The organism is Paenibacillus radicis (ex Xue et al. 2023) (assembly GCF_024722015.1).
In the GTDB taxonomy this organism is placed as follows: Bacteria; Bacillota; Bacilli; order Paenibacillales; family NBRC-103111; genus Paenibacillus_S.
The window spans coordinates 36,266-61,098 of record NZ_JANQBD010000005.1 but is presented as its reverse complement, the minus strand read 5'-3'; the positions used below and the strand labels follow the sequence as shown (position 1 = coordinate 61,098).

14 protein-coding genes are annotated in these 24,833 nt (G+C 46.6%); 2 read left to right on the top strand and 12 right to left on the bottom strand.

Annotated elements, in window-relative coordinates; all coding sequences use genetic code 11:
• Positions 1 to 86 precede the first annotated feature (86 nt).
• A complete protein-coding gene (locus NV381_RS08415; RefSeq protein WP_258212828.1) occupies positions 87 to 959 on the bottom strand; it encodes a helix-turn-helix transcriptional regulator in 873 nt (290 codons plus the stop codon).
• Positions 960 to 1,209: 250 nt separating this feature from the next.
• Here NV381_RS08415 and NV381_RS08410 point away from each other — a divergent pair, with 250 nt between their 5' ends.
• Together NV381_RS08410 and NV381_RS08405 are read left to right on the top strand one after the other, a co-directional pair.
• The gene (locus NV381_RS08410; RefSeq protein WP_258212827.1) at positions 1,210 to 4,089 is read left to right on the top strand and encodes a DUF7594 domain-containing protein; all 2,880 of its coding nucleotides are present in this window, start codon (positions 1,210 to 1,212) and stop codon (positions 4,087 to 4,089) included.
• Positions 4,090 to 4,133: 44 nt separating this feature from the next.
• Positions 4,134 to 5,930, top strand: coding sequence for a DUF7594 domain-containing protein (locus NV381_RS08405; protein ID WP_258212826.1), 1,797 nt, complete (start codon positions 4,134 to 4,136; stop codon positions 5,928 to 5,930).
• 91 nt (positions 5,931 to 6,021) lie between these two features.
• Here NV381_RS08405 and NV381_RS08400 read toward each other — a convergent pair whose 3' ends face one another.
• The 11 genes from NV381_RS08400 to NV381_RS08350 form a co-directional block, all read right to left on the bottom strand.
• Entirely contained in the window at positions 6,022 to 7,620 is a 1,599-nt protein-coding gene (locus tag NV381_RS08400) for an extracellular solute-binding protein (protein ID WP_258212825.1), read from the bottom strand.
• A gap of 93 nt (positions 7,621 to 7,713) precedes the next feature.
• Positions 7,714 to 8,592 (bottom strand): carbohydrate ABC transporter permease, encoded by an 879-nt coding sequence (locus tag NV381_RS08395; protein WP_258212824.1) that lies wholly within the window; start codon positions 8,590 to 8,592, stop codon positions 7,714 to 7,716.
• A gap of 15 nt (positions 8,593 to 8,607) precedes the next feature.
• Positions 8,608 to 9,531 (bottom strand): ABC transporter permease, encoded by a 924-nt coding sequence (locus tag NV381_RS08390; protein ID WP_419182252.1) that lies wholly within the window; start codon positions 9,529 to 9,531, stop codon positions 8,608 to 8,610.
• Positions 9,532 to 9,813: 282 nt separating this feature from the next.
• Entirely contained in the window at positions 9,814 to 12,183 is a 2,370-nt protein-coding gene (locus tag NV381_RS08385; RefSeq protein WP_258212822.1) for a helix-turn-helix domain-containing protein, read from the bottom strand.
• Between the two features lie 57 nt (positions 12,184 to 12,240).
• Complete coding sequence (locus NV381_RS08380) at positions 12,241 to 13,872, bottom strand: glycoside hydrolase family 43 protein (RefSeq protein WP_258212821.1); 1,632 nt, start codon at positions 13,870 to 13,872, stop codon at positions 12,241 to 12,243.
• Positions 13,873 to 13,973: 101 nt separating this feature from the next.
• Positions 13,974 to 14,762, bottom strand: coding sequence for a nucleotidyltransferase domain-containing protein (locus NV381_RS08375; protein ID WP_258212820.1), 789 nt, complete (start codon positions 14,760 to 14,762; stop codon positions 13,974 to 13,976).
• 201 nt (positions 14,763 to 14,963) lie between these two features.
• Entirely contained in the window at positions 14,964 to 16,523 is a 1,560-nt protein-coding gene (locus tag NV381_RS08370; RefSeq protein WP_258212819.1) for an extracellular solute-binding protein, read from the bottom strand.
• 208 nt (positions 16,524 to 16,731) lie between these two features.
• Complete coding sequence (locus tag NV381_RS08365) at positions 16,732 to 19,095, bottom strand: AraC family transcriptional regulator (RefSeq protein WP_258212818.1); 2,364 nt, start codon at positions 19,093 to 19,095, stop codon at positions 16,732 to 16,734.
• Positions 19,096 to 19,218: 123 nt separating this feature from the next.
• Positions 19,219 to 20,088, bottom strand: coding sequence for a carbohydrate ABC transporter permease (locus NV381_RS08360; RefSeq protein ID WP_258212817.1), 870 nt, complete (start codon positions 20,086 to 20,088; stop codon positions 19,219 to 19,221).
• Positions 20,089 to 20,153: 65 nt separating this feature from the next.
• On the bottom strand, positions 20,154 to 21,110 hold the full coding sequence (locus NV381_RS08355) for an ABC transporter permease (protein ID WP_258212816.1): 957 nt from the start codon (positions 21,108 to 21,110) through the stop codon (positions 20,154 to 20,156).
• Positions 21,111 to 21,152: 42 nt separating this feature from the next.
• A complete protein-coding gene (locus NV381_RS08350; RefSeq protein ID WP_258212815.1) occupies positions 21,153 to 24,461 on the bottom strand; it encodes a hypothetical protein in 3,309 nt (1,102 codons plus the stop codon).
• Between the last annotated feature and the right edge of the window lie 372 nt (positions 24,462 to 24,833).

The window sequence follows — 24,833 nt, the reverse complement described above, 5'->3', positions numbered from 1 at the left end:
GCTATCTTATTCACGGTCGCATTGACCCGCATATAAGATAGCTATTTTTATTGAAATCACAATTTAATGAAATAACGACCTTCTCCTCACAGCTTCGGTTCACCCAATACCTCGGTTCGATACCTCTTGGGGGTTACCCCCAAGGCTCCTTTAAACACTCTGCAGAAATAAGATGCATTCTGGAATCCAGCCTCGCTTGCAATCACGCTTACACTTTTGGACGTAGTCTCCAGCAGAAGGCATGCCTCCCTCAATCTGCGGGAGCTTATAAACTTCGTCAAGCTGCTGCCGGTCTTTTCGCTGAATGTATGAGACAAATAAAAGGTAGACAAGTGAAGCTCCTCCGACAGCTTTTCCAGCATAAATTTATCTCTAAAATTCGCGTCCACCCACTCTATAATAAGCTTGATCGTCAAGGAGGATTTCGGCTCGAGAGCAGATTTCTTCATGGGGGCCAGCTTTTTCTCGTAATGGCGAAGATGCTGCAGAATGGAAATAACGAACAAAAGAAACTCCTCATTCCATTTGGCAGTGGAGACATTTTTCAGCCTTTGATTCAACATTTCATACAGAATTAGGAACTCATTGTGGGCGGGTGACAAATACAAAACCGGGTGAGACAGCGTGGATTTCCATAGGATGGTAAAAAACTTGTGAAGGGATGGAAAGGCTACGAGTACCGAATCCACCGGAAAAGGATCGAACATAAACACGGTCCGAATAAAAAGCTGACTAACCTCCAGTCGATGCAGCTGGAAGGGCTGGAATAGCAGAAGCGTCCCCGGCACGATCGGAAACTTGTAACCATGGATGTAGGCTGTGCCTTCGCCTTCATACACGTACAGAAACTCCATGCTTTGGTGGGCATGAAAAACCTCCCAGCTGTGTTGATTGCTAGTTTTGAGATAGTTAAGGTGAAAAGGCTCCTTAATTAAGTTCACGTTCGTGCTAAGCTTCATGCGATCCCTCCAAAAAGGTGAAATCCAGAATGAAAGCGTTTTTATATATTATAGCAAAAAAACAGCAATAAAATATCATTTTCAAGCAATGAATTGAAATATGCAGCGCTTACATTTTGTTATGCTTGATGTATGGTGATTCCTCTATTTCCATATTATGTTATTCAATAGAAAGGTGGTGAAGCCCACCTGCATCCTGCTTCAGCCATGCTGAACCCGAAAGAAACCAGTATTTAAAGGAGGACTTAGAATGTTTGATGTTAGTAAATGGCTGGAAGCCCCACGAGCAAGGCGATTTTATGCAGCTATGCTTTCCTCTTTCCTTGTTTTCTCGTCTTTGGGGATTTCTTCAGCTGAAGCAGCCGTTGACCCCTCTTTGCCCAATTGGACTACAGCCGGCTACAAAGGTGGACAATCGCTGCCGACAAGCGGTACGATCATTGATCTTAGCACCAAAGGTATTACAGCTAACGACGGTATTGACGATTCAAATGCACTCCAGCAAGTAATTGACGATATTCGAAGCGGTACGCTGAAAGCGAACGGACAGATGGTAAGTGAAACCAATCGGGCCATTCTTAAATTCCCGGCCGGTCAAATTGATCTGAATAAGCAAATTCGCGTGGACGCGAGTTATATCACGCTTCGTGGTGCGGGTAATAATCCTGCGACCGGAACAAAGATTGTGTTTAAACCGGCGGCCACTTACACGGAGGATTCTGCCAACCCCGGAGCCCCGTTAATTGACGGGAAGCTGTGGCCCGGCTATGCCGCTTTCCGAGTCGAAGACCGGGCCAAGCATTCCGGTGACACGACTTATGAAGGCAGTATCAATTTCCACTGGCTGAGCGGTGAGCGAGTTGCTTCCGCCGGGGGCGGGACCAAGGGCAGCACGCAGGTAAAGGTCGCTTCCGGCAAAGGAAGCTCATTCCAGGCAGGCAACACGGTCTATGTGGGGGCTGCGAACACGGTCGCCTTTTATGATCAAATGCAAGGCCCGCAGCAATACCGCTACAACGGCCATATGCAGACGCAAATGTTTACGGTCCTCAGTGTCAGCGGGGACACGCTTACACTCGATAAGCCGTTGGAATTCGATGTTCCCTTCAGTAACGGCGGGCAGCTCCCTGCCGATCCGGGCGGCTCCAACTCGACCTATTACAGTAAAGTAATGAAAGTAACTGCTGTAAAAGGTGTCGGCTTCGAGGACTTCTACTTCACACAGGACATCTCCTACACCCCCTATGCTTCGACGATCAATGCCAACGACTACGATGCGACAACCAACCCCGGCGGTGTTGGCCTCAAGTATAAAAACGGAGCACTGGAGTATGCGCTGCATGGCATTTTATTCAAATGGGCTCAAGATGGCTGGGTCAAGGGTATCCGCACATACATGACCGGCTCCCATCCAATCGTAACGGAGTTCGCCAAAAATATGGAGATTCGCAATAACATCATTTACGGCGCTTGGAACAAGGGTAAGGGTGGCCACGGCTATGTTCGGGGATCCAAGCTGTATGACAGCAAAATCATTGGCAACACGATTGACCGCGTACGCCATCTGACTCTTCAATGGTCGGCCACGGGCAACGTTATTCAGAGCAATACGCTCACAGCAGATATGAACTTGCATGGAGGCTGGGAACGCAGAAATCTGATCGAGCAGAATACGATCAATATCCCCTTTGAACACAGCTCATGGGGTGAAGGAGAAGGCGGTCAGGATATATTGGAGGGCACCTGGTTCCCGATCTGGTACGGCGCTGGACCTCATGCTACGAAGTGGTCTGGAGCAACGGGTGAGCAGAACGTCTTTTTCAACAATACGATGGCGAAGCAAGAGACGAAGGGCGGACCTTATGTGAGCTTTGCCCCTTACAATAATGCAAATAAAATTTACCAGTTTGGATGGGACGGCACGACCTGGACTCATTTGCAAAAACCTGCAGGCACCTTCATCAGCACTTGGGGCGGCAATGAAAAAGTAGACTTCTCCGCAGCTCCCAATAAAGGAGTATACGCGTGCCTAACCTTTGCGGGCGCTTCCTTACTTGGCACAGGTGCTGCGACCAATACTTGCACAATTCCAGATACGCAAGCGCCGACTGCTCCCGCAGGCTTGACTGCGACAGCGGTGTCCAGCTCCCAGATTAACCTCAGCTGGACCGCATCTACGGACAACATCGGCGTGACCGGCTACGATGTGTACCGTGGCGGTGCGCTAGTTGGCAGCTCGACCGGCACATCGTACAGCAACACGGGCCTGGCTGCGAGCACCGCTTACAGCTACACCGTGAAAGCGAAGGATGCTGCGGGCAACGTCTCGGCTGCGAGCAATACCGCTAGCGCTACAACACCGGCTGGCGCAGATACGCAAGCGCCGACTGCTCCCACAGGCTTGACTGCGACAGCGGTGTCCAGCTCTCAGATTAACCTCAGCTGGACCGCATCTACGGACAACATCGGCGTGACCGGCTACGATGTGTACCGTGGCGGTGCGCTAGTTGGCAGCTCGACCGGCACATCGTACAGCAACACGGGCCTGGCTGCGAGCACCGCTTACAGCTACACCGTGAAAGCGAAGGATGCTGCGGGCAACGTCTCGGCTGCGAGCAATACCGCTAGCGCTACAACACAAGCCGGAGGCGGAGGAGGAACTATCGTGACCCTTAACCCAACGGATGACTCCTACGTACATGAGAGCAATGCAGCAACAAATTACGGGAATGCTACAACGATGTTTGTTAAAACGGATGCATCTCAGAATCGGTATGCACTCCTTAAATTCAGTCTTAGCAATATAACCGGAACGGTTACAAATGCCAAGCTGCGTGTGTATGGAAGCTCCTCTGCTTCAACAACATTAACCGCTTCACAGACAACGGACTCCTGGACCCAGGCGACCTTAGTCTGGAACAACAAGCCGGCAACAGGCTCCGCAGTTGGTACCGTAGCAATGAACGCAACGGCCGCATATTACGAGATCGATGTAACCTCTTATGTAGCAGCACAAGCAGCCGGTGACGATATCGTTTCCTTTATTCTGAGTGAGTCAGCAGGCAAATATACAACGCTCAACACTAGTGAGAATGCGTCCAACAAGCCACAGCTGGTCGTTACGAATTAAATGGTTAATCCCTTCAGGAAGTTCATTATTAAGGAGCTGAAGCCGTGAATAGGTCTATCCAATTAACTGGTTGGCTAATGAGTATTCTTTTATTCGTATCCATACTGAATGTGGGTGTAGTATTTGGCGCCACCTCCACACTAAATCCTACCGATGATTCCTATGTGTATCAAAGCAATGCAACTACAAACTTCGGTACTGATACTTCGATGTTCGTAAAAAGCTCAAGCGGAGCAGATCGGCTCGCGTTTCTTAAATTCAGTTTGAGCGGACTTTCGGGTGTAACCAGCGCGAAGCTCCGATTATATGCCAAAGCATCTGCAGCCTCGACCTTAACTGCTTCGCAAACGACAGATAGCTGGACACAAGGCGCAATCACATGGAACACCAAACCGACAACAGGCAGCTCTATCAACAGCGCACCCCTAACAGCAGCCTTCCAATATGTTGAAATTGATGTAACGGCCTACGTTCAAGCCCAAGCGAGCGGCGACGGTATTGCTTCCTTCGTTTTATCGGAAACCGCCGGAAAGTATACTGAAATCAATAGCAATGAGAATGCGTCCAATAAACCGCAGCTGGTTGTTGTCTCCGGTACGGGAGGCGGAGATACAACAGCTCCGACAGCACCAACTAATTTGGGAGCTTCGGCAGCTTCAAGCAGCCAAATCAATTTGAGCTGGACTGCTTCTACAGACAATGTTGGAGTAACGGGATATGACGTATACCGCGGAGGCAGCTTCTTGAAATCGGTAACAGCAGCTTCCACTAGCGATACCGGTTTGAGTGCGTCCACCACTTACAGCTATTATGTGAAAGCCAAAGATGCGGCAGGCAACCAATCCGCAGCGAGCAACACCGCGAGCGCAACCACACAAGCCGGCGGTACGACCGGATGTACGGACGCTTTAAGCTCTGCTTCAGCCATTCAGGATGCGATGAAAAATGCAATCGCTGGAACAGTAATCAAGATCGCGCCTGGAACTTATTCAGGTGTCCGGGCTACAAGCGGCGACCCTAAAGTGGATGGAAGCGGTGTTCCAACTGGAGTCTTCTATTCCGGCGCAAGCGGCACTTCCAGCAATCACATCGTGATTAAAGGCTGCGACCCTGCCAATCCTCCGGTACTGCAAGGTCCCGCTACCAATGACGGGTCTTACGGCATCCATTTGACAGGGGATTACTGGGAAATTCGTGATATTAAAGTTACAAGAGCACAGAAGGGCATTATGATAGACAACGGGAATAACAACTTGATCTACAAAGCGGAAATCTACAATATCGGTGACGAAGGCGTTCATTTCCGCGATGGAAGCTCCTACAATACACTCGATAGCTCCAACATTCATGATACTGGAAAATATCAAGCCGGTTACGGTGAAGGTGCTTACGTAGGATCAGATGAGAGCGCTGCTTATGAGCATACGGTGATAGGCAACGTAATTCGTTATACAACTTTCGGTCCAGGTATTACAGCTGAGCACATTGATATTAAAGAAGGTGCAGACGGAACGCTGGTGGAATATTGCTCCTTCAACGGGACGGGAATAAGCGGCGCTAACTCGGCGGACAGCTTTATTGACGTGAAAGGCGTTAACTCCAAAATTTACAACAATACTGGCAGCCGTAACGGCAACAGCAATGTGGTCGATGCGTTCCAAAATCGCACTCATGGTTCAAGCTACCCGACCGGTACCAACAATGACTTTAAAGACAATAGCGTCAATCTTGATGGAGTCGGATATATCGTTAATGCGGTAGGCGGCTCGGCTAAAGTTAAAGGCAACACGAGATCCGATGGTTCTTCTAACTTGTACAAGGGCAACTACACCGTATACTAGTTTATTTAAAACAAGGCTATCTCATAAGCGGCTATCTCCAGCCGCATATAAGATAGCCTTTTGTGCTTATACTTCATATCAGTCTTGTTAATTATCTTTTTACATATCTGTCGTAAGAGGCTTGTTGAATTTTCAATACGGCATCTATACCCATTTTATCAATTTGCTTCACATAATCGTCGAACTTGCTAAGCGGCTCAGAGCCCATAATGAACTTGTTCAGCATTTCGTCCTTATAGGTTGTAATTTCTGTAAATTTGGAGTTAAGAACGTCTCGCTCCGGCTGCTTGAACGAAAGAGTGACCGGATACTTATCTTTAATAAACGGTGTTACGGAATCGCGGATTTTAGCCAATTTAGGTGGAACCATTGCATTCTCATAACGGATATCCCATGCGTAAGCAAACTCGCGGTGTCCGAGCTCATACATTTTGATCAACGGGGAATTGTTCTTATCCTTCATGACCAAGTCCGTATACTTAGGTTCATTATTTTCCATGGTATAAGTCTCGCCAAGCTTACCAAAGTTCATCGCAAGCTGCCCTTCCGGACTGTAGAACCAATCATGCACTTTGGCCAGCTCCACCTTGTATTTCGATTTCGAGCTGATAGCAAAGCCATCCTTAATCAGAGTCTGCTGGCTCTTGGTGTAGGGAGGAGCGCCGTTCGGCCCTTGTGGAGGAATCACTCCCGTCATGTTCACATTAGGATTGACCTTCGCAATCAGCTTCTCCAAATAATCAACGCGTGGGAAAGAGTCGAAGGTAGCTCCGGATACTTCATTCGAAAATCTGGATTCCCATATTTTCTGGTCGTTCGTAATGTATTCCTTATCGATCAAGCCCTCGCTGTACAGCTTGGCGGTAAAGGCAAGTGCATCCTTCAGCCTAGGATCGGTAAATGTGTATTTAACCTTGCCGTTGTCCACATAAAACTCTTCTTCAAACGAAACGCCAAACGGCTCTACGAATGGCAGCAGGCCTTTAACTTTATTCCGTGTTGTGAATGGAATTTCATCATTTTTGCCATTGCCGTTCGGATCCTTTTCTTTAAAAGCCTTCAATACCTGATAGATCTCATCCGTTGTCTTAGGCTCCTTCAAGCCAAGCTTATCGAGCCAGTCCTGACGGTAAATTTGCAGGTTAATTGTTTTGACGGCGGAGATTTGCGGAAAGAAATAGATGTTGCCGTCATCGGACTTAATATCCTTCAGAATCGCAGGATTTTTCTCCACTAATTTCTTGAAATTAGGCATGTATTGGTCGATCAGCTTGTTTAAAGGCTCAAAAACGCCGTTCTCCCCGCCCTTATTCAATAAATCCGGTGTAGCTTGCATAAGATCCGGCAGGCTTCCGCCTGCAAGTGTCAAATTAAATTTTTCAATATAATCATTGTTGTCGGTAGGTGCCTTTAGCCATTTGAAATTAACGTTGGTCTGATCTGAGATGGGCTTCATCCAAAGCAAATCATTCGATTCGACAGACTCAGGTCTTGGCTTCATAAAGACGCTGATTTCTATCTTTTTATCCAGCACCTTCCCATCGGCATTCGCCTGTTTGTTTCCTTGCTCGCCAGCCTTGGCCTCCGGAGCACTTACAGCCTTCTCATTGCTGCCAGTCTGGCATCCCGTTAGGGCAACCGATACAACAACTGCACCTGTCAAGCCTTTCATCCACTGTGATTTCAACATAGTGACGCCTCCTTTTTTCTCATCTCATTTATTCAATCAAGGGTTGTTCCCTGGATCTTCAAACCATTCAATTACATGAACCTCACGGATCTGTTAGCCTTTAATCGACCCCATCATCGAACCTTGGACAAAATATTTCTGGATAAAAGGATAGATAATCAATATCGGCAGTGTAGCCACGACCAGCGTCGCATACTTTATCGATTCACTGATCAGGCTTTTATCATCAAACACGTCCACCATAACCTGATCCGTCTGATTCTGAATAACGATGGAACGCAGCAGGATTTGAACCGGAAACAAGTTCTCATCATTCAAATAAATCATCGCAGGGAAAAAGCTGTTCCATTGATTGACCGCATAAAATAATCCTATCGTCACCAAGGACGGAACCGATAACGGCAAAATAATTTTGATTAAGGTTTGAACCATCGAGCAGCCGTCAATTTTGGCGGCATCCTCCACCTCCAGCGGAATTTGCTCGAAGAAGGTCCTTTGGATAAATACATAAAAGGAAGTAATAGCGGTCGGAATGACGATAGCCCATATCGAATCTCTCATGCCGAGGGCATTTACAACGAGAAAGGTCGGTATCAGTCCGCCACTGAACAGCATAGGAAGCAGTACAATGCCTGTCAGAAGCTTGCGTCCGGGCAATTCTTTTCTTGATAGCGGATAGGCCGCGCATATGGTTAATGCCAAGCTGATGGCTGTACCAACTACTGTATAGGTAACGGTATTCAAATAGGATCTTCCGAGCATCGGGAATTCAAGCACTCTTCTATAGGCTTCCCATTGGAACCCCATCGGAATGATTCCCACTCTCCCTTGCTGAATGAAGAGCTGATCGCTTAATGAGGCGGATACAACATACAAAAACGGGTACAAGGTCACAACCATAACTAAACCCAATATGATTGTGTTGATTATTGTGAACGCCAGTCCTCCCAGCGTCATGCGATGGAATGCCATCTGATTTCCTCCCTCCTACCAAAGACTAGTTTCCGAGTATTTTCTTGCCAATCGGTTCGCAATAATGATAAGAATAAGCCCCATAACCGATTGGAACAGTCCGACGGCGGAAGCAAAGCTGTAGTTAGCATCCAAAATTCCTCTGCGGTACACATAGGTGCCTATTACATCTGCAGTCAAATACGTATTGGGGTTGTATAAGAGCACAATTAACTCATAGCCAACCTCCAGCATATCGCCAATTTTCAGCAGCAGCAGAATGATAATGGTAGGTGCAATGCCGGGAAGTGTAATATGCCAGGTTTGCTTCCAGCGATTGGCGCCATCTACTCTGGCCGCTTCGTACAGCTCCGTATTAATGCCTGTTAAAGTGGCAAAATACAAAATAGCCGACCAGCCTAATGTTTTCCACAAATCAAGAGCCGTATAAATCCCCCAAAAGTAGTTCGGGTCCAGCAAGAAATTAGTTCGTTCCATTCCGAATTTCACTAAAATATTGTTGATTAACCCAACACTCGGCGACAGAAAGGTTACAGCCATACTAGCCACAATAACGGTGGATACAAAATGGGGCAAATAGCTGATCGTCTGAACCGTACGCTTGATAACCGTTTTACGAACCTCATTTAAAAGGAGTGCGAAAATAATCGGCGCCGGAAACACGAAGATAAGATTTAATAAATTAATCATCAATGTATTCCGAAGCAGCCGGCCGAAGTAAACCGAATCGAAAAAATCGATAAAATGCTTCAATCCAGCCCATTCACTCGCAGCAATTCCCTTATAAATATTGTAATCCGTCAATGAGATAACAACGGCCATAATAACAGGAACATATCGGAAAATGAGATAATACAAAAGTGGAAGCAAAAACATCAGATAGTAGGGCATTGCTTTCTTCCAAGTGTTTCTTCTGCTTGATGCTTTTCGAACCTCCATGACAGTCGATGGCTTCGCGGCAAATGCAGTGTTTTTAGACAATGGCTCTGACTCTCCTTTCAAGTTCGGGTGATGCTTCAGTGATTCAGCAGCTCGCCCTCTAAATGTAAACGTTCACAAGTATTTCGTATATCGACTATTCTTTTGAAACATCAGCTTTTTTCTATTTTGACAAGCATTAATATTTTAGATGAATCGGCTTTTCCTGTGATTTGACACCTTAAAAAAAGGAAAATGGACGCCTCACGGCGTCCTTGCTGGTGCATTAGCGGTTAATTGGCACTAGCCTTCTTCTGTCATGCGCATTTGTCTGAATTGACCCGGTGTGATCCCTTCATGCCTTTTGAATACACGGATGAACGTATTGGAATTTGTAAATCCCACCTTGTCGGAAATTTCAACGACCGTTTCATTCGTTTGCCGCAGCATGATTTTTGCTTGATCAACACGCCTTGTATTAATGTAATCCACGAAATTCATGCCCGTAGTTTCTTTAAAAATACTGCTGAGGTAGGAGGGAGACAATCCAATATTTTCACCCAAAATAGTGAGGGACAAATCCAAATGATAATTATGCTCCACATACTCTTGAATCTGATTAAATAAACTGGTGTTCTGCCCCTGCTTCTTCTGTTGAATCCATTGACTGATGCTGCTGAATATCCTCTCGATGAACTCCTTCTTGTCCTGCAGCCTTGCACAGGCATTGACTTCTTTATATAAATCGAAGGAATCGCCGAATATTTCACCGGCAGTCGATTGTACTTCATAGATGGTCCTGATAGCGGTGCCAGTCAAAGCTTGGAAGAGGTTGGAAATAATCTCGGGCGTGAAGTCCCCTACCTTCAGATTGTCGCCCCATATTAGTAATAAGTGCTGACGCAGAGCCTGCATATTGCCTGTTTTAACACAATTGATGATATGCTTCTCTGTTTCAATCGAATATATAAAGGAGCGCTCCGGCGTCTTGCCAACTTCGTCCACGAATATGACACTGCCCTCTCCTTTGACGATCTTATACTGAAGGGCCGACAGCGCTTCCACATAGGATAAAGGGACCTCCTCCGCCAGCCTGTGTACATTGCCTATCCCTACCGTAAATGTCCGGCCATGCTCCCGCTCGAAATAAGAGGTAACCTGCCGTATAAAATCATGAATGATTTCCGGCTTCGGACTACTGTGATCCAAATTTAATAAAGATATAATTTTATCATTTCGCTTACGAATCGATTTCACCGTCATATGGGCTTCTCCCGATCCGTCCGCTGCACCAGCCATCCCATCGATTAGCTCCAAAATATTATGGTAATAAGGGCTGATTCGATCCTCCAGAGAAAAATCGACCGTTTCAAAAACAATGATCTGAAAAGCATCATATTTAAATTCCATTTGCAGTTCTTCGGCAAGTCCTTCGAAATTAACAGACGAAACTCTGCCCTCAATCAGATCATAAAGAAACTTTTGCTGAAGAGCAGGCAAGTTTTTTTCAAAGGAGTCCCTCAAGCTCTGATTTTCATAGTACACATAATTAATTATTCTATCGATAAACCCAAGCTCATCTTCTTTCAAATGCTCCGGGCGATCTGTATGCTTGCGGGTAAATAAGCTGATATAGCTTATGATCTTATTGATAGGGCGGTAAATCCGGTTCGTTAAAAAGTAAGACATAACCAGCCCGCCTGCCAGGCAAATTAGAGCCGCTATAAACGTGAACTGCCCGATTTTGTTCGCCTTTTCCGTAATAAAAGCAGTGGGAACGATGCTAATATATTTCCAGTCGTTTATATTCGATGAGGTAAATACAACCTGGTACGACCTGCCGTCTATCGTTGTGTTCAGGTACCCTTCCTGCTGGTCTATTTTCCTTACTTCTCCTGTAATGGCCTCCTTGACGGTGTTAATAAGCTCATCTTGCTCACTGCGAATTCTGCTGTTAAACAGCACCTTGCCATTGGCATCCACAGTATACACGAAGGCAGGATATGGATCGCTGATCCTTTGTACCATTTCCGAGAAGCTATCCGTATTTATAGTCAGGTAGAGGGCACCTGTCGGTTTTAATTCACTTAGTGGAACCGTCCGCATAAATGTAATATTGGATGAGCTTACACCGTAGGAAGAGATTTTGAATCTACCGAGTGAAGCAAACCCTTGGTGGCTGGAAAGGCTGCTGTTCCATTCGGATTTTTGCTCGGTCTTGTAAATAGTGGAGTAATAATAGTCTTTATTATATTTGGATTCGTAGTTCACAACGACAGGATAACGGTAAAACTGGAGCCAAATATCCGATATTAAATTGTTCGACAGCTTTACATTTTTCAAATATTTAATCATATCCAAAAACAGCAGCTGATCGCGGTCCCACGTTTCATCTGAAAGGTAGAGAGCCCTTCCAATTTGGGACTGCAAAGAAATTTGAAACGACAGCTCGTCGAGAGACCTTAACGTCTTATCGATATTATCCCGTGCCTGCTCGATATATTTATTATTCGATTTAACAACTTCTTCAACAAGCAAGGAAGAGGATTGCGTATACGAAACATATCCGAAAGTCAGAATAGCGATTAATATGAACAGGTTAAAGAAGAACAATGTTTTCACAAAAATACTTTTTTGTTTATACACCTTCAAGCTTTGCGGAATTAATTTCATAGTGTATCCCCCACTTACCTGCTTTTCCCGGAATGTACAGTCTTGAATGCACCCGACTTAATCGGTCTGTCCCCGGTATGTAAATTGCTTGAATAACGCTTTGCCTTGCGGCTGGTACATGACCCCAAGAGCAAACAGACCAACCCGTGGCGCCGTATAGCACTTGTACCTCGCAAAATTTTCCGGATACAGGAAGTCCGCGGGCACCGTAAGGTCAATCGGCTCATACTTGACGCCATCTGTCGAGTAGGTAAACGTAAACCTCCTGTTGATGGCATCCAGGCTTGTCTTTAGCCAGATGTCCGTCCCATCCGTAACCTCGAGCTTCTGCTGATACAGCTGGTTGCGGAAGCATTTCTCCGAGCGATCTATTTGCAAATATAGTCCGTCATGCTCCTGCTTCTCATGCAGCCTGCTGACATCGAGCTTTTGTCCTGACGTTTGCCCTATTCCGTTACGGATGCTGACCAGCAGCATGCCATCCATGTCTCTGTACAGCAGCAGTCCGGCTTCTTCGCCTAACGTTTGTGGTTCGAAGGAGAGGCGTACCTCCGCTTCGAAGGCTAAATGCTCCCAGCGGCGTGTCAACAGAAGCGTCTCATCTGGAACGTACAGCGAGTAAGGAGCGCAGTCCATTTCCAGCCCTTCCCCGGTGAGCCTGAAGCTGTCCTGCAGCGGATGCCTCACCCATTCCCAGACCGGGGAGAGCTGCGGCTCGGTGAACCGATCCGTTTCACCTAAGGCGTTGACGGCTTCAACGGCGTATGTGTGCGGGCCAGGCAACCGCTCCATTCCTGCTGGAAGCTCGATCCACTCCGCCGGCTCACCACTGTCGCCTACCTCCAGCCAGCCGTCATCTGTCCAGCGGACCGGCTCGAGGAAGGTTTCACGGCCCAGCGGTGTACTGCCGTTCGGCGTCAGTGGGCGGCCGCCCAAGTGGAGCATCCACCAGTTTCCATGCGGATCATCCACCAGCTTGCCGTGCCCGGCTTTTTGCAGCGGTTTGTTTGGATCCCGCTGAGTTAAAACCGGATTTAACGGGCAAGGTTCATAAGGCCCCCACACCGAACGGCTGCGGGCTATCGTTTCTTTATGTCCGAAAGCCGTGCCACCCTCCGCCAACAACAAGTAATACCAGCCGCTGCGCTTCAAAATATGAGGCGCTTCAGGCGTGCTCCCCCCAGTGCCAGACCACACCTGTTTCGGCTCACCCAACAGTCGGGAACCGTCACCGGCAAGTTCTTGTAGCCAACCTCCGCCAAAGGCGAGGTAGCGCCTGCCGTCGTCATCGTTGAAGATCGATGGATCAATGAAATGATGATTAAGCACAATGCCATCACTGTATGGACCTTCCGGACGGTCAGCAACATATAACACATTCGTACAACGGGGCTGACCGTGAAAATACGGCACAACCACCCAAAACTTCCCATCATAATAAGAAATATCGGGAGCGAATACGCCATGCGAGTCGGGTACTCCGGTCAGGTCAAGCTGGCTGCGGCGGGTAATAACGTGACCGATCGGCTGCCAGTGCACCAAATCGTATGAATGATGTATCATCACACCAGGAAAGTACTGAAACGTAGAAGTGACAACGTAGTAATCAGAGCCAACCCGAACCACAGAAGGGTCAGGATGATCTCCCGGAAGCACAGGATTAGGGAAACGATTTATAGGGTTAGACATTCTTATCACCTTTCATCTCTTTGTGTACACGCGTACATTATAGGAATGAAGTTAATATTCGACCTTAAATCAGTAAATCCTCCCGTACGGCCGTTTTTAAATTATCTGTCCTGCAGCGGCGGCTCCGTCTCCAACCAATTCCATTCATTGTTCGTAACAAAGATGCTGACAGCTTGATGACGGGATACACCCCAATCCTGATACCCGCTTATAAGCTCAACAAAAGCAGTGATGCGTTCCAAAGTCGGCTGCTGTAAAAGTTCATTAGCTAACGCAACGAAATTATCCGGCTTATCAGCAGCCTTCTCCACCACTCGCATGAAGGATTTGTGGCATGGAAACAGCACCCTGTTATAGGCAAGAATCATCCTTCCTGCGAACAAAACAACATTACTGACCGAATGGCTCAATAAATAAGGGTTGTTTTGTTCTATCGCTTTTTTGGCAAAATAATTTCCATACAAGGACACCTGCGCATAAAAGTCAGTCATGTTCTTCTCACGATTGGACTCGGGATATACAGGGATTTGTTGAAGTAGTACATCCAGCCCCTCTATTCTGGAAAAAGCCGCATAAGATCCGAGAAATGAAGCTCTAGTCGGTTCGCTTCCACGTATAACCGCCTTTTCCAAGAAGCTGTATGGAATAACCTTGCCATCGATATAACCACCAGAGTAGTCGCATACTTCTTTATTGAAGTAGAATAAATCATTTCGAGCCTCTCTTTCAGCAAACTCCTCGTCCGTAACGACAAGATATACATCAATATCTGAATCCTCCCTCTCGATTCCTTTGGCGATAGAGCCTGCGATTATAAGTGCGAGAACCTTCGGGTCTTTTTGTAAAACCTCGACTAAATTGGCAATCGATCTGCTGTGATGCTCTCTCATTAAACATCCTCCCCTTTCTTTATTTCACACATTTGGGTGATTCTCTAAACAAAACAAGCAGCATCCTTCAACAAATAATGCTGAACTGATGCTGCTTTATGATGATAATTTTATAGGCTATCTCCTTAGCACATAAGACGAGTCCCCTGCGGTCAAACAGCAGCTCTTTGCCCTCTATCTATATGGCTCATACAGCTTTGCCTACTTGCCTGCCCGCTTCTTGTAAGCGTCTGTGATCTCTTGACTCATTTTTACAACGTTCGGATCATTTTTCATTTTATTGATATAATCATCCCATGCCGTAATTGGCGCGGAGCCGAGCAAAATTTTGGTTTTCAGATCGGTAAGATTTTTAACGAACTCAGGTAAAAACTGCTGCATCGTCGGGGAGTACAATCCAATGCTGATGTCGGCAACACTGTTCTTCGTCCGGTCATCTTGAATTTTCTTATACAGCTCGTTTGCTTCCTTAGGGAAGAAAATTTTGGTTGAGCTTGCATACGGATCGGCTACATACACAATTTGGTTAAAATCCGGTCCGCCATGCTCGGTCAGCGCTTTGGAATCGACTACCTTAACGCCGTCCTTCACAGTATGATCGATGCCTTCCATTCCATACGTTTGGATGTCGAACACATTATCGTTCATCCACGTGTCAACCAGCTTCAAAATACGCTTCATTTTCGCTTCCGGCACAGATTTTGGAATAGCCAGTGTTCCGGCAAAGCCAGGTCCCTTAGGATTATAATTATTCACAGAAGTAAGCGGAAAGAAGTCCGTTTCTTTGAACGACGGCGTCGTTTTTTTGATTTCCGTGAAATAATTGATCATTGTACCTGCTTTTTCCGTAATCATACCCGCTTTGCCAGCCTTAAACAAGTCTCCAACCTGAGTCGATTTCATGGATGCAAAATCTTCGGGAATAAGCTTTTCCTTCACAAGCTTCGTCATGAATTCAATCGCTTGTCTGGCTTCGGGCAGGAAGGCAACGAATACCATTTTACCGTCAACAAGCTTCCAGTTCCCATTTACACCGGTAAAGCTGTTTTCAATTTGGCCAAGCGCTCCCATTGTTGCCGCAGAGTTAGTCGGCTCCACGTTAGCTGTGAAAGCTATTGTATCCTTTTTGCCATTTTTATCAGGGTCATTTTCTGCAAACGCCTTCAAGACTTGATACAATTCATCTGTTGTAGTGGGCGGCTTCATACCAACCGCATCCAGCCAATCCTTACGAAGAATAAAGTAACTGTCAGCTTCAGCTGGACGTGGCCGCGGAATAGAATAGTTTTTTCCATCTTCCATTTTGGTCAAATCCCAAGCTGTTTTTGAAATTTTGCTTGAAAGATTCGGGTAGTCTTTAATGAAATTGGTAATATCCCAGAATGCCCCCTGCTGTACCATAGAACGGAATACAGGAGAAAACGGATCGTTAATATAGGTCAAATCTGCAATATCTCCTGATGCCAGAGTTACATTGAGCTTATCCGAATAGCTATTGGACGATACCCATTGGATGTTCATTTTGGAGTTGGTTGCCTTCTCGATAGCCCGCTTGATTGCGTTATCATCCGCTGGAGGTGTGGGATTTAAAAGAATCGTCATAATACTAAGACTAAGCGGCTCCTCCGCCTTACCCGGCTGTGCTCCCGTACCTGCGCCAGCAGTTGGCGCTTGATCCGTGCCTCCTCCACATGCAGACAATAGCCCTCCTAACAACATAACGGAAGCTAAGCTGATAGCTGTCTTTTTCTTTGTAATCATTGTTTTGACTCCTCCTTATTATTCCTTATACAAATTCTCTTTTAAGTTCTTTGCTGCAGCTTAACCGTATGCCAAATCACATCTTCAAACAATCGCACTTTCTTGCATACGGCCCATTCCTGTTATTGGACTTTATTGCACAACCAGTAGTAATCCATTTTCGGGTAAAAGCAGCTTATTTTCCGCGTAGCTACGGCCTGTTGCCAGTTCAATGCTCCCTGAGCATGTCTCTGTATTGGCTTGGAGTGACACCTTCATATTTTTTGAAAATGCGATTAAAATAGCTCTGCTGATAACCTACCCGTTCCGCAACTTCCGTTATTTTCAGCTCGCTCTCACGCAGCAATTGTTTGGCTGTCGCTAAGCGAATATTGGTTAAATAATCAATAAAATTAATACCTGAAATTTGTTTGAAGGCCCGACTTAGCGTATAGGGACTCGTTCCAAAATGGTCAGCACAAGAATCAAGCGATAAATCAGTCATATAACGTTCATTCAAATACAGCATGACCTGCTCGACCATTTGCTTTAAGTGGAAATCCTGCTTGCTGATAAGCTCTTGAACGAAGGTTCCGATCACTTTATGCTTGAACCATTTGAGCATTTCATCCGGACTGTTCTGCATGCTTAAATGATCGAACAGGTTAGCCCCTTCGAATATATGAATGGGATTCATGCCCGACTGAACCATTGAGTTAAGCACACTGCCCAACAGCTGCAGCATCCCCTGTCTGACAATCATTTCAGTCGAGCCTTCATGAGACAGCTCCTGCAGGAACTGCTCGATCAGCTCCGCTGCTTCATCCTCGGAGCCCATCCGGATGGAATGAATGATCTCCTTTTCCAGTGTAAAGGGATAGCTGAACTTCCTCTGGGAGTCCGTTTTGTTCAACTGCTCCAAATCAATAATTTGATTAACCTCAGGCAGCTCGCGATAGCTAAGCGCATGGCGGGCTTCTTCGAACATATAAGGGATTTGCTTGATTTGTAAGGTTTGTTTACTAATGGATAAGGTGATTTGCAGCTTTAGCGTCCGGCCAATAGCTTGGATAAGCTCCTCACAGAAACCATGCAGCTCCATACGCAGCCTTTTAGGAGATTCATCCGAGGGCAGCATCAGCAGCACACCTATTGTTAAGTCATGGAAGTTGACAATCTCTCGCTCCAGCCCTTTATTTTGCGACAGCTCCCCGACAATATTCGTGACCGCGAAGGTGACAAGCTCCTCATCTCCTGAGGAGAAACGGCCTTCCATCCCGGATAATCCTCTTATCTGCAGCATTATAGCAACAAATGACTTCTCTTCAGTATCTCGCCCGAAGTGCATGAGCCGTTCGCGAATATCATGCTCGGAATAAGAAAACAGATAGCCTTGAACGAGCTGGAGCATGTATCCCTCGCGCACTAACGGCAGCTGTTGGTTAAGAGTATTACGCAGCGATTCACTTTCACTGGTCAGCGACAGCCAATGGTTTTCGATCATGCCGAACTCATCCTTATGGTCAGAGCGATCCGTGCTTTCCTTATTTCCTGCGAGCAGGCCAAGAAGCCTTTCGATCGGTGTGTACAGTCGGGAAGTTCCCAGCCAAGAGAAGAGGAATGCCAATAAAAGTCCGCCCAAGCTGATCATCAAGATCACTTTGGAGACGAACAGCACAGGAGATGTAATCGCCGTCAAAGGAGCCGCGGACAAATAAGTCCATGTATTTCCGAGTCTTGAGAAAGACCCCGAGGAAACGGAATAAGTAGTCTTGTTATGGGTAAACAGAAACGAGCTCTCCTTGCCCTCCCTCTTCTCGTATTCCTCTCTCAAAGCTGAATCGAGCTCTGTCCGCTTGCCGCTTCCTGTCAGGAACCAATTCCCTGCTGTCGACATCAGAATAGAGGAGCCCTCGTCATAAGGAGTCAGCGTTCTCAGCAGCTTGCTTAATTTAGCTTCATCGATCGTTGCGATCAGTACGCCGAACGGCTCCAGGCTCCCACCAGGAAACTTGGTCATTAGCATAAGCTCGGATTTGCCGCTGTTATTGCTTTCTTGGGCATTGTTTAGAAATGTATCTGTCCAGAAGATCGTTTTTTTCTGCTTCAAATACGAATTATAGGTGTCGATCTCCGAGCTTTTTTGCAAAAATACATACTTTTCTTTATTCATTGTCAGTGGTTTGGGTTTGTTTAAAAAAAACTCCGCCTTCTCAATAAGCGGATGCGAGCCTTCAATCACGATCATTGTTCGGTACAGCTCCTGCACCTGATCGTATTTATATACAAAATCAATATCCTTCAGCTTCTGGTCAAATTTCGGATCGAAGGACCAGTGTGAGAAGGTAAGCTCCAGGAAAGCAAGCTGATCGTCGATATTTTCAGCCCGCTGTTTAATCTGGCTTTGATGCAGCCTTTGCAGCTCGCCCTCTATTTTACCTGTAGTTAGCCAGTAGATGGCCGCACCCGTAATCAAGCCGGGAATACAAGCAATCAGTACAATCATCAGCAAGCTTTTCTTATAAAAGCTGCGCCGGTAGCCTTGATCCTGTTTACGCACCTTTAGCCAATCGAATTTTGATTTTTGAGACATACTGACACCTTCCTAAAGACGTTGTTGTAAGTGATAACTTCAACGGTGGCCATCCGAACTCCTTTATTCGCTCAAGTCTAATAGGTCCGGCTTCAGAACCGAAGGGCACGACAAGCTTTCAATTCATCCTTTAACCGATCCTACCATGCCACCCTTGGCAAAATGCTTTTGTAAAAACGGGTAAACAATCAGAATAGGAACCGTTGCCACAATAACCGCGGCCATCTGAAGTGTAGTGGAAGGAGGTGCTTGGGAAGCGGTGCTCGATACCATCAGATCGCTGTTGTTGGCGCTTAGCAGCATATTTTGCAGGAGCACTTGAATCGGCCATTTGGTGGCATCGTTCAAATACAGCAGCGCTGTGAAGTACTGGTTCCAATAACCAACCGCGTAAAACAGTCCAAAAGCGGCAATCGAAGGCAGTGACAATGGCAAAATAATTCGAAACCAAGTCGAAAGATCGCTGCTTCCATCAATCGCCGCCGATTCCTCAAGCTCCACTGGAATACTGTCAAAAAAGCTTTTCATCAGAATCACATTCCAGCCGCTTGCCAAAGCCGGAATAATGAGCGACCATAAGCTATTTATTAAGTGAAACTGGCGCACTACCATATAGTTCGGAATGATCCCGGGGCTGAAAAGAATGGTGAGCGTGATCAGAAACATAAACAATCTTCTGCCTCTTAGCCGTTTCCGCGACAAGGCATACGCCAAACCTGCTGTAACTACAAGGCTGCAGGCCGTTCCTACCGTTGCCAGAAAACCGCTGTTGCCAAGTGAACGAATGAATGCTTTGGATGACAGCATATATTGATAGGAAGCCAATGACCAGTCATGCGGCAGCAGCACGAACGGCTTTTGCAGAAACTCGGAAGGCTCCGTGAATGAGACTACGATGACATAATATAGCGGGAAAAAGGCCGCTGCTGCAATGATTGCCAGCAGGGTCAGGTTCGTAACGTTAATAATACGGTCTCCTATGTTTTCTTTCATGGTTTATCCTCCTAAAGGTTTCGCTTATAGCGAAACTTACTTCGTAAGCTTCGGCTTTCATTGTGCTAGAATACGCCTTCTTCGCCGAATTTTTTGGCTACTTTATTGGACAGCACGACCAGCGCCAAGCCGACAACTGATTTGAACAGCCCCACAGCCGTACTGTAGCTGAATTGTGCCTGTTGAATACCTACTCGGTACACATAAGTATCAAAAACTTCGGCAACATGGGAAACCGCCCCGTTATACATGAGAAAAATTTGCTCGAAGCCTACATCCATAATATGGCCTAAACGTAAAATTAAGAGGATGACTATAACGCTGCGGATTGCAGGCATTGTAATATGCCACATTTGACGGAATCTTCCGGCCCCGTCCATTCGCGACGCTTCGTATAGCTGCGGATCAATGCCGGCCATGGCCGCCAGGAATACGATGGTCCCCCAGCCCGCTTCCTTCCAGGCCGACTGTACCGTCACCATGATCCAAAACAAGTTCGGACTCGTCAGAAAACCAATCCTCTCCATACCGGCGGCTTCCAATATTTTGTTGAATACGCCTTCACCCTTTGCAAACAGAAGAAACGTCAGCCCTGCAATAATAACCCAGGATAAAAAATGCGGCAGGTAGACAATGGACTGAATAAGCCGTTTATATACGGCATTCCTCACCTCATTCAACATTAGTGAAAGGAGGATCGGCAGCGGGAAAAAGAAGACCAAATTCAGTAAACTGATTGCCATCGTGTTCCGAAACAACAGCATGAAATCCGGGTTGGAGAAAAATCTTTGAAAATGCATAAATCCAACCCATTTACTATTCAGAATACCGACAATCGGCGAGTAATTTTGAAAAGCAATAACGACTTCCGCCATCGGCACGTATTTGAATATAAGGAAAAATAACAGACCCGGCAGGGCCAGCATGTACAAATATTTGTCCCGTTTAAGATCCTTCCACAATCTCGATTGTGTAGAGGCTCCAACCCTCCGTGCCCTTTTTTCCGTGTGTACTTGATTCATAGAGCCAACTCCTTAACTATATTTCTCGTACAGCCATTCCTGTCATAACAAACCTTCCACAGGCAGCACTTTATGTGTGTTGTAGTCAAAATATTTACCTTCCAATAGACCCGTCAGCGTTCCAGTCACCCGTATTTCAACCTCAAAGCTTTCTTTATCACCTATTATGGCTGTAGATCCTTGCCACAGATAAGGAGACCAAGGTCTGACTGCGAGACTCTGGCCATTAACAAGTACTTCGACCGTGTCATGCGTATCCCAATCCTTGAAGCTTAGTTCAAACTGCCCCTTGGTCATGAGAGCATCGAGTTTTACAGTCCGTCTATAAACCAATGTACCTGCATAATAAGGATAACCCGCACAAAATAGTTCAGGTAAATCAGCCATGCCCGAGGGCTCTGTTGTCAGGATCGCCGTACCTTGTTCAGCGAAAAAGACACCGAATGGACCTTGCAAATATAAAGCGTCAACGACACCATCTCCATCCTTAAGCACTTGCACTTCCACCACAATCTCATTTAAGCCCTGCTGCAAATACGGGAGCACATCGCATGCAATATTTTGATGATCGTAAACTTCATGGTGATTAAAGTCAGCACGGGTCAGCCTCTGACCATTAATCTGAAGCCTCCAATCTCCTGCAATAGCTGATTCATCCATAAATAATCGGCATGCTTGCGGAATTTGCTCTACTTGAATAGAGATCCGGTACGAGCAGGCAACCGGATAAGCAATGCTTAGCTTGGGAGGAGTTCCAAATATTTGCCGGAAGGCGACTGGGAATTCCCGCTGCTGAGCCAAATCGTGACATTGCTCAATAAAAGTTTTGGCTGTAACCTCGAAGCTGGAACCTGCCATCTCGTTGTTCGGTACGCCTATCGTCAATTGAAATTTTTCCAGACGGATTGCATTCTCGCTGAGAGCATTTACCGCCCAAGGCCCCTGCTTGGATAGCAATACGGCATTCGATTTAGATTGCTGCGATGATCCAGCTTTCACTTGCGGTTCCTCGGTTTGTGACCATATTAATAGATGAGACTGGTAAGGTTGAAAGGTTAGACTGATCTTCCAGGCATCATCCTGCAAAGCGGCATCAATGGGCTCCGAATTTCCTGTTTCCAAGTCGAGCAGCCGGAATTCGTAGGAAGCAGAACCTGGCTTCATGTGCGTCCCTCGCATACGCTCCTGATTTATCTGAAGTTCCGCGACCTCTCTGCCCCCTTCTTGGTTGCTGATAAACACAGCGCCGCTGTGCTCGGAGAGCTCCCGTGTCTGCATCAGGAAGGGCTTATGCCTTCCCTCCGTATGCAGCTTTACAGCGGCTGGAGCTGCTTGGTCCAGCAATACAAGCAGCGTTTCCACTGTATTGGTGAAAGTTCCCCCACCGCTCGGTATGAAATAGGCGCTGCAGCTCCCTTTGGACCATGAACCCGCAGCATGGATTCTATCGGCCGGTGCTGCCACTTCCGCTGGTACCGCTGCAGCTATGCTCTTCCAATACTGCGCTTGTAGAGAGAGTTCTGCTCCGAACAGCTCGGCAGCCTCCTGCTCCGTAGGACTGCCCTCTTCAATGAGCTCATATGGAAGCAGTCCTAATCCTATTACGGTACCCCCGTTATCAACAAAAGTCCGGATGCTTCTCCACGCGTCAGCCTCCAGATTCGTAACAGGAGGTATAATCAGTACTTCATATTCAGCAGTTCCCAGCTTAATGGTACCACCAGAAAGATCCGACTCAGCAAGCAGTTCCGCGTCCAAATGATCGAAATCTATACGGCTTCGGAGCAATTGAACACCCAGCTCTTCCCAATCTCCGCGTAATTTCTCCAGGCGTTTCTTTTCCCCCGGATCCTCTCCCGCATAATCGAAGCGGTGAAATGGATTTCCCATATGTGTCCAGAGCGTGGTCGTTGGATCCAAAACCGCGATACGAATATCCGCCTTGCCTTCACTCATCAACCAACTGATCCTCCCCGTATAATCTGCAAGCTGACGAAAGTGCGGCCAATAAGGATTTTGCAAAAATTGGGAAGGAGGCGCATCATGCTGGACCAAACCGTCCAAAGTATAAAAGAAGGCATGAAAATTATAAAAATTCGTGCCGAGCGCAGCCATCCTGTCAATCATCCATTTGGCATCCTGAAGCGTCATGGACCAGCCTACGCTGTGAAAGCATTCAATTAGATTACGTTCCCGGTTCAACTGGCGAGCCAAAGAGCTAACCATCTTCGGATTATTCCTAAATTGTCCCATATACTTGTTGAGTATCCACTCCAATGAACGGCCGAGCTTCTCATGTGCCGAATCTCCACCTGGAACATGACTAAATAGCTGTGTCGTCATGCGTACGGACGGTACCTCTGCCACATACTGCAATCCATGCCGTTCACACCAGTCATAAATCTGCTCATGGTAAACCTCTCGCAGCAGTAAATGAATCGACTGATAGTAGTCATAGCGGAATTCCGCCGCACCCGGACTATCCGAATAAATAAGCGCGCCAAGCTGCTCCTGCATACCGCGGCCCGTCCGTTGTTTATAATAATCGGGCAATTGCTTGGACCATGGTATTTTTCCAAGCAACCCCGTTTCATCCGTAAACATCCCTTTGATAGTTTTACCGAAGTGATCCCCGATATAATAGGCATACTTGTCATGCGTCAGTCGGATAAAGCATTCAATAGCCTCCCGATGACAGGGGTCCACGAAGGTACCGTAATACTTGAAATCATCGATTTCCTGCTCAAGGAACAGGATCACATCCCATTCACCTGCCGGAACCTCCCAATCCATTTGATAAATGGTCCGATAAGTGAAGTAGCGTTTCTGGTTATACGCGGTAAGGCCTGATTTCTGAAACACTTGATCCGCCTGAATATTACCAATCGTATGGCGCACATCTACAGCTTGATCCCACATCCTCTGCCCATCCGGCGAAACCGGCACAGCCTGTGCGGACAATATCCTTGCCCATGGCAGCTCCAGCTTAAGCTTGGTCCCACCGGATACCCGCTCGGAACGATGAACCAAAGTGCAATGCTTGGCATCAGGATACTCAAGGGTAACCTCTCCTCCTGCAATGCCGCTTGGATACGGGTATTCGTCATACAACCATACATGCATGTCATGCTGCTTGGCGCATTCTACGGCAGTACGCACTTTTTCAAACCAGGCCTCTGACAAATACGGAATTTGCAAGCCTTGACGAGGGCAAATAAAAAATCCGCCGACCCCTTTATGTTTCATTTCAGCAATTTGCCTTTTGATTTGATCGTTGCTCATCTCTCCGTTCCAAAACCAAAACGGGTGAATACGGTACTCTGCGGAAGGATTTTTAAATTGATTTTCCATTATTTCACTGCCTCCTGGCTCCTACTGCTGTAGTTGTTGTCTTCACTGTAGACGATTCCCTATCAAGCGGCAATCGCACTTTTTTGATAGCAGGGTAAAGGGTTGTAGACTTTTTTGCACGGATTAAACATTGTTGCAGAGTGTGGAAATAGGAGCTCCGTACGGCATTTATGAACTCAAGTTCTAAGCATCAATACGCACGAAATAATTTACTGAATAATCAGATAATTTATCACATTGTGTAATACAATATATTTAATAAAAACAAATGTGCAAAGAGACCCTGCTGAGACTATCCCCTAAAACAGACGATCAGGCTTGATCTATGTCTGTCCTATAGGATTCATCCTCGTTGCAGGGCCATAAAAGAGA

What these genes read in the sequence shown, in the direction of transcription:
- NV381_RS08415 (WP_258212828.1), bottom strand. Translation starts at nt 959, where the DNA reads ATGAAGCTTAGCACGAACGTGAACTTAATTAAGGAGCCTTTTCACCTT.
- NV381_RS08410 (WP_258212827.1), top strand. Translation starts at nt 1,210, where the DNA reads ATGTTTGATGTTAGTAAATGGCTGGAAGCCCCACGAGCAAGGCGATTT.
- NV381_RS08400 (WP_258212825.1), bottom strand. Translation starts at nt 7,620, where the DNA reads ATGTTGAAATCACAGTGGATGAAAGGCTTGACAGGTGCAGTTGTTGTA.
- NV381_RS08395 (WP_258212824.1), bottom strand. Translation starts at nt 8,592, where the DNA reads ATGGCATTCCATCGCATGACGCTGGGAGGACTGGCGTTCACAATAATC.
- NV381_RS08390 (WP_419182252.1), bottom strand. Translation starts at nt 9,531, where the DNA reads ATGGAGGTTCGAAAAGCATCAAGCAGAAGAAACACTTGGAAGAAAGCA.
- NV381_RS08385 (WP_258212822.1), bottom strand. Translation starts at nt 12,183, where the DNA reads ATGAAATTAATTCCGCAAAGCTTGAAGGTGTATAAACAAAAAAGTATT.
- NV381_RS08380 (WP_258212821.1), bottom strand. Translation starts at nt 13,872, where the DNA reads ATGTCTAACCCTATAAATCGTTTCCCTAATCCTGTGCTTCCGGGAGAT.
- NV381_RS08375 (WP_258212820.1), bottom strand. Translation starts at nt 14,762, where the DNA reads ATGAGAGAGCATCACAGCAGATCGATTGCCAATTTAGTCGAGGTTTTA.
- NV381_RS08370 (WP_258212819.1), bottom strand. Translation starts at nt 16,523, where the DNA reads ATGATTACAAAGAAAAAGACAGCTATCAGCTTAGCTTCCGTTATGTTG.
- NV381_RS08365 (WP_258212818.1), bottom strand. Translation starts at nt 19,095, where the DNA reads ATGTCTCAAAAATCAAAATTCGATTGGCTAAAGGTGCGTAAACAGGAT.
- NV381_RS08360 (WP_258212817.1), bottom strand. Translation starts at nt 20,088, where the DNA reads ATGAAAGAAAACATAGGAGACCGTATTATTAACGTTACGAACCTGACC.
- NV381_RS08355 (WP_258212816.1), bottom strand. Translation starts at nt 21,110, where the DNA reads ATGAATCAAGTACACACGGAAAAAAGGGCACGGAGGGTTGGAGCCTCT.
- NV381_RS08350 (WP_258212815.1), bottom strand. Translation starts at nt 24,461, where the DNA reads ATGGAAAATCAATTTAAAAATCCTTCCGCAGAGTACCGTATTCACCCG.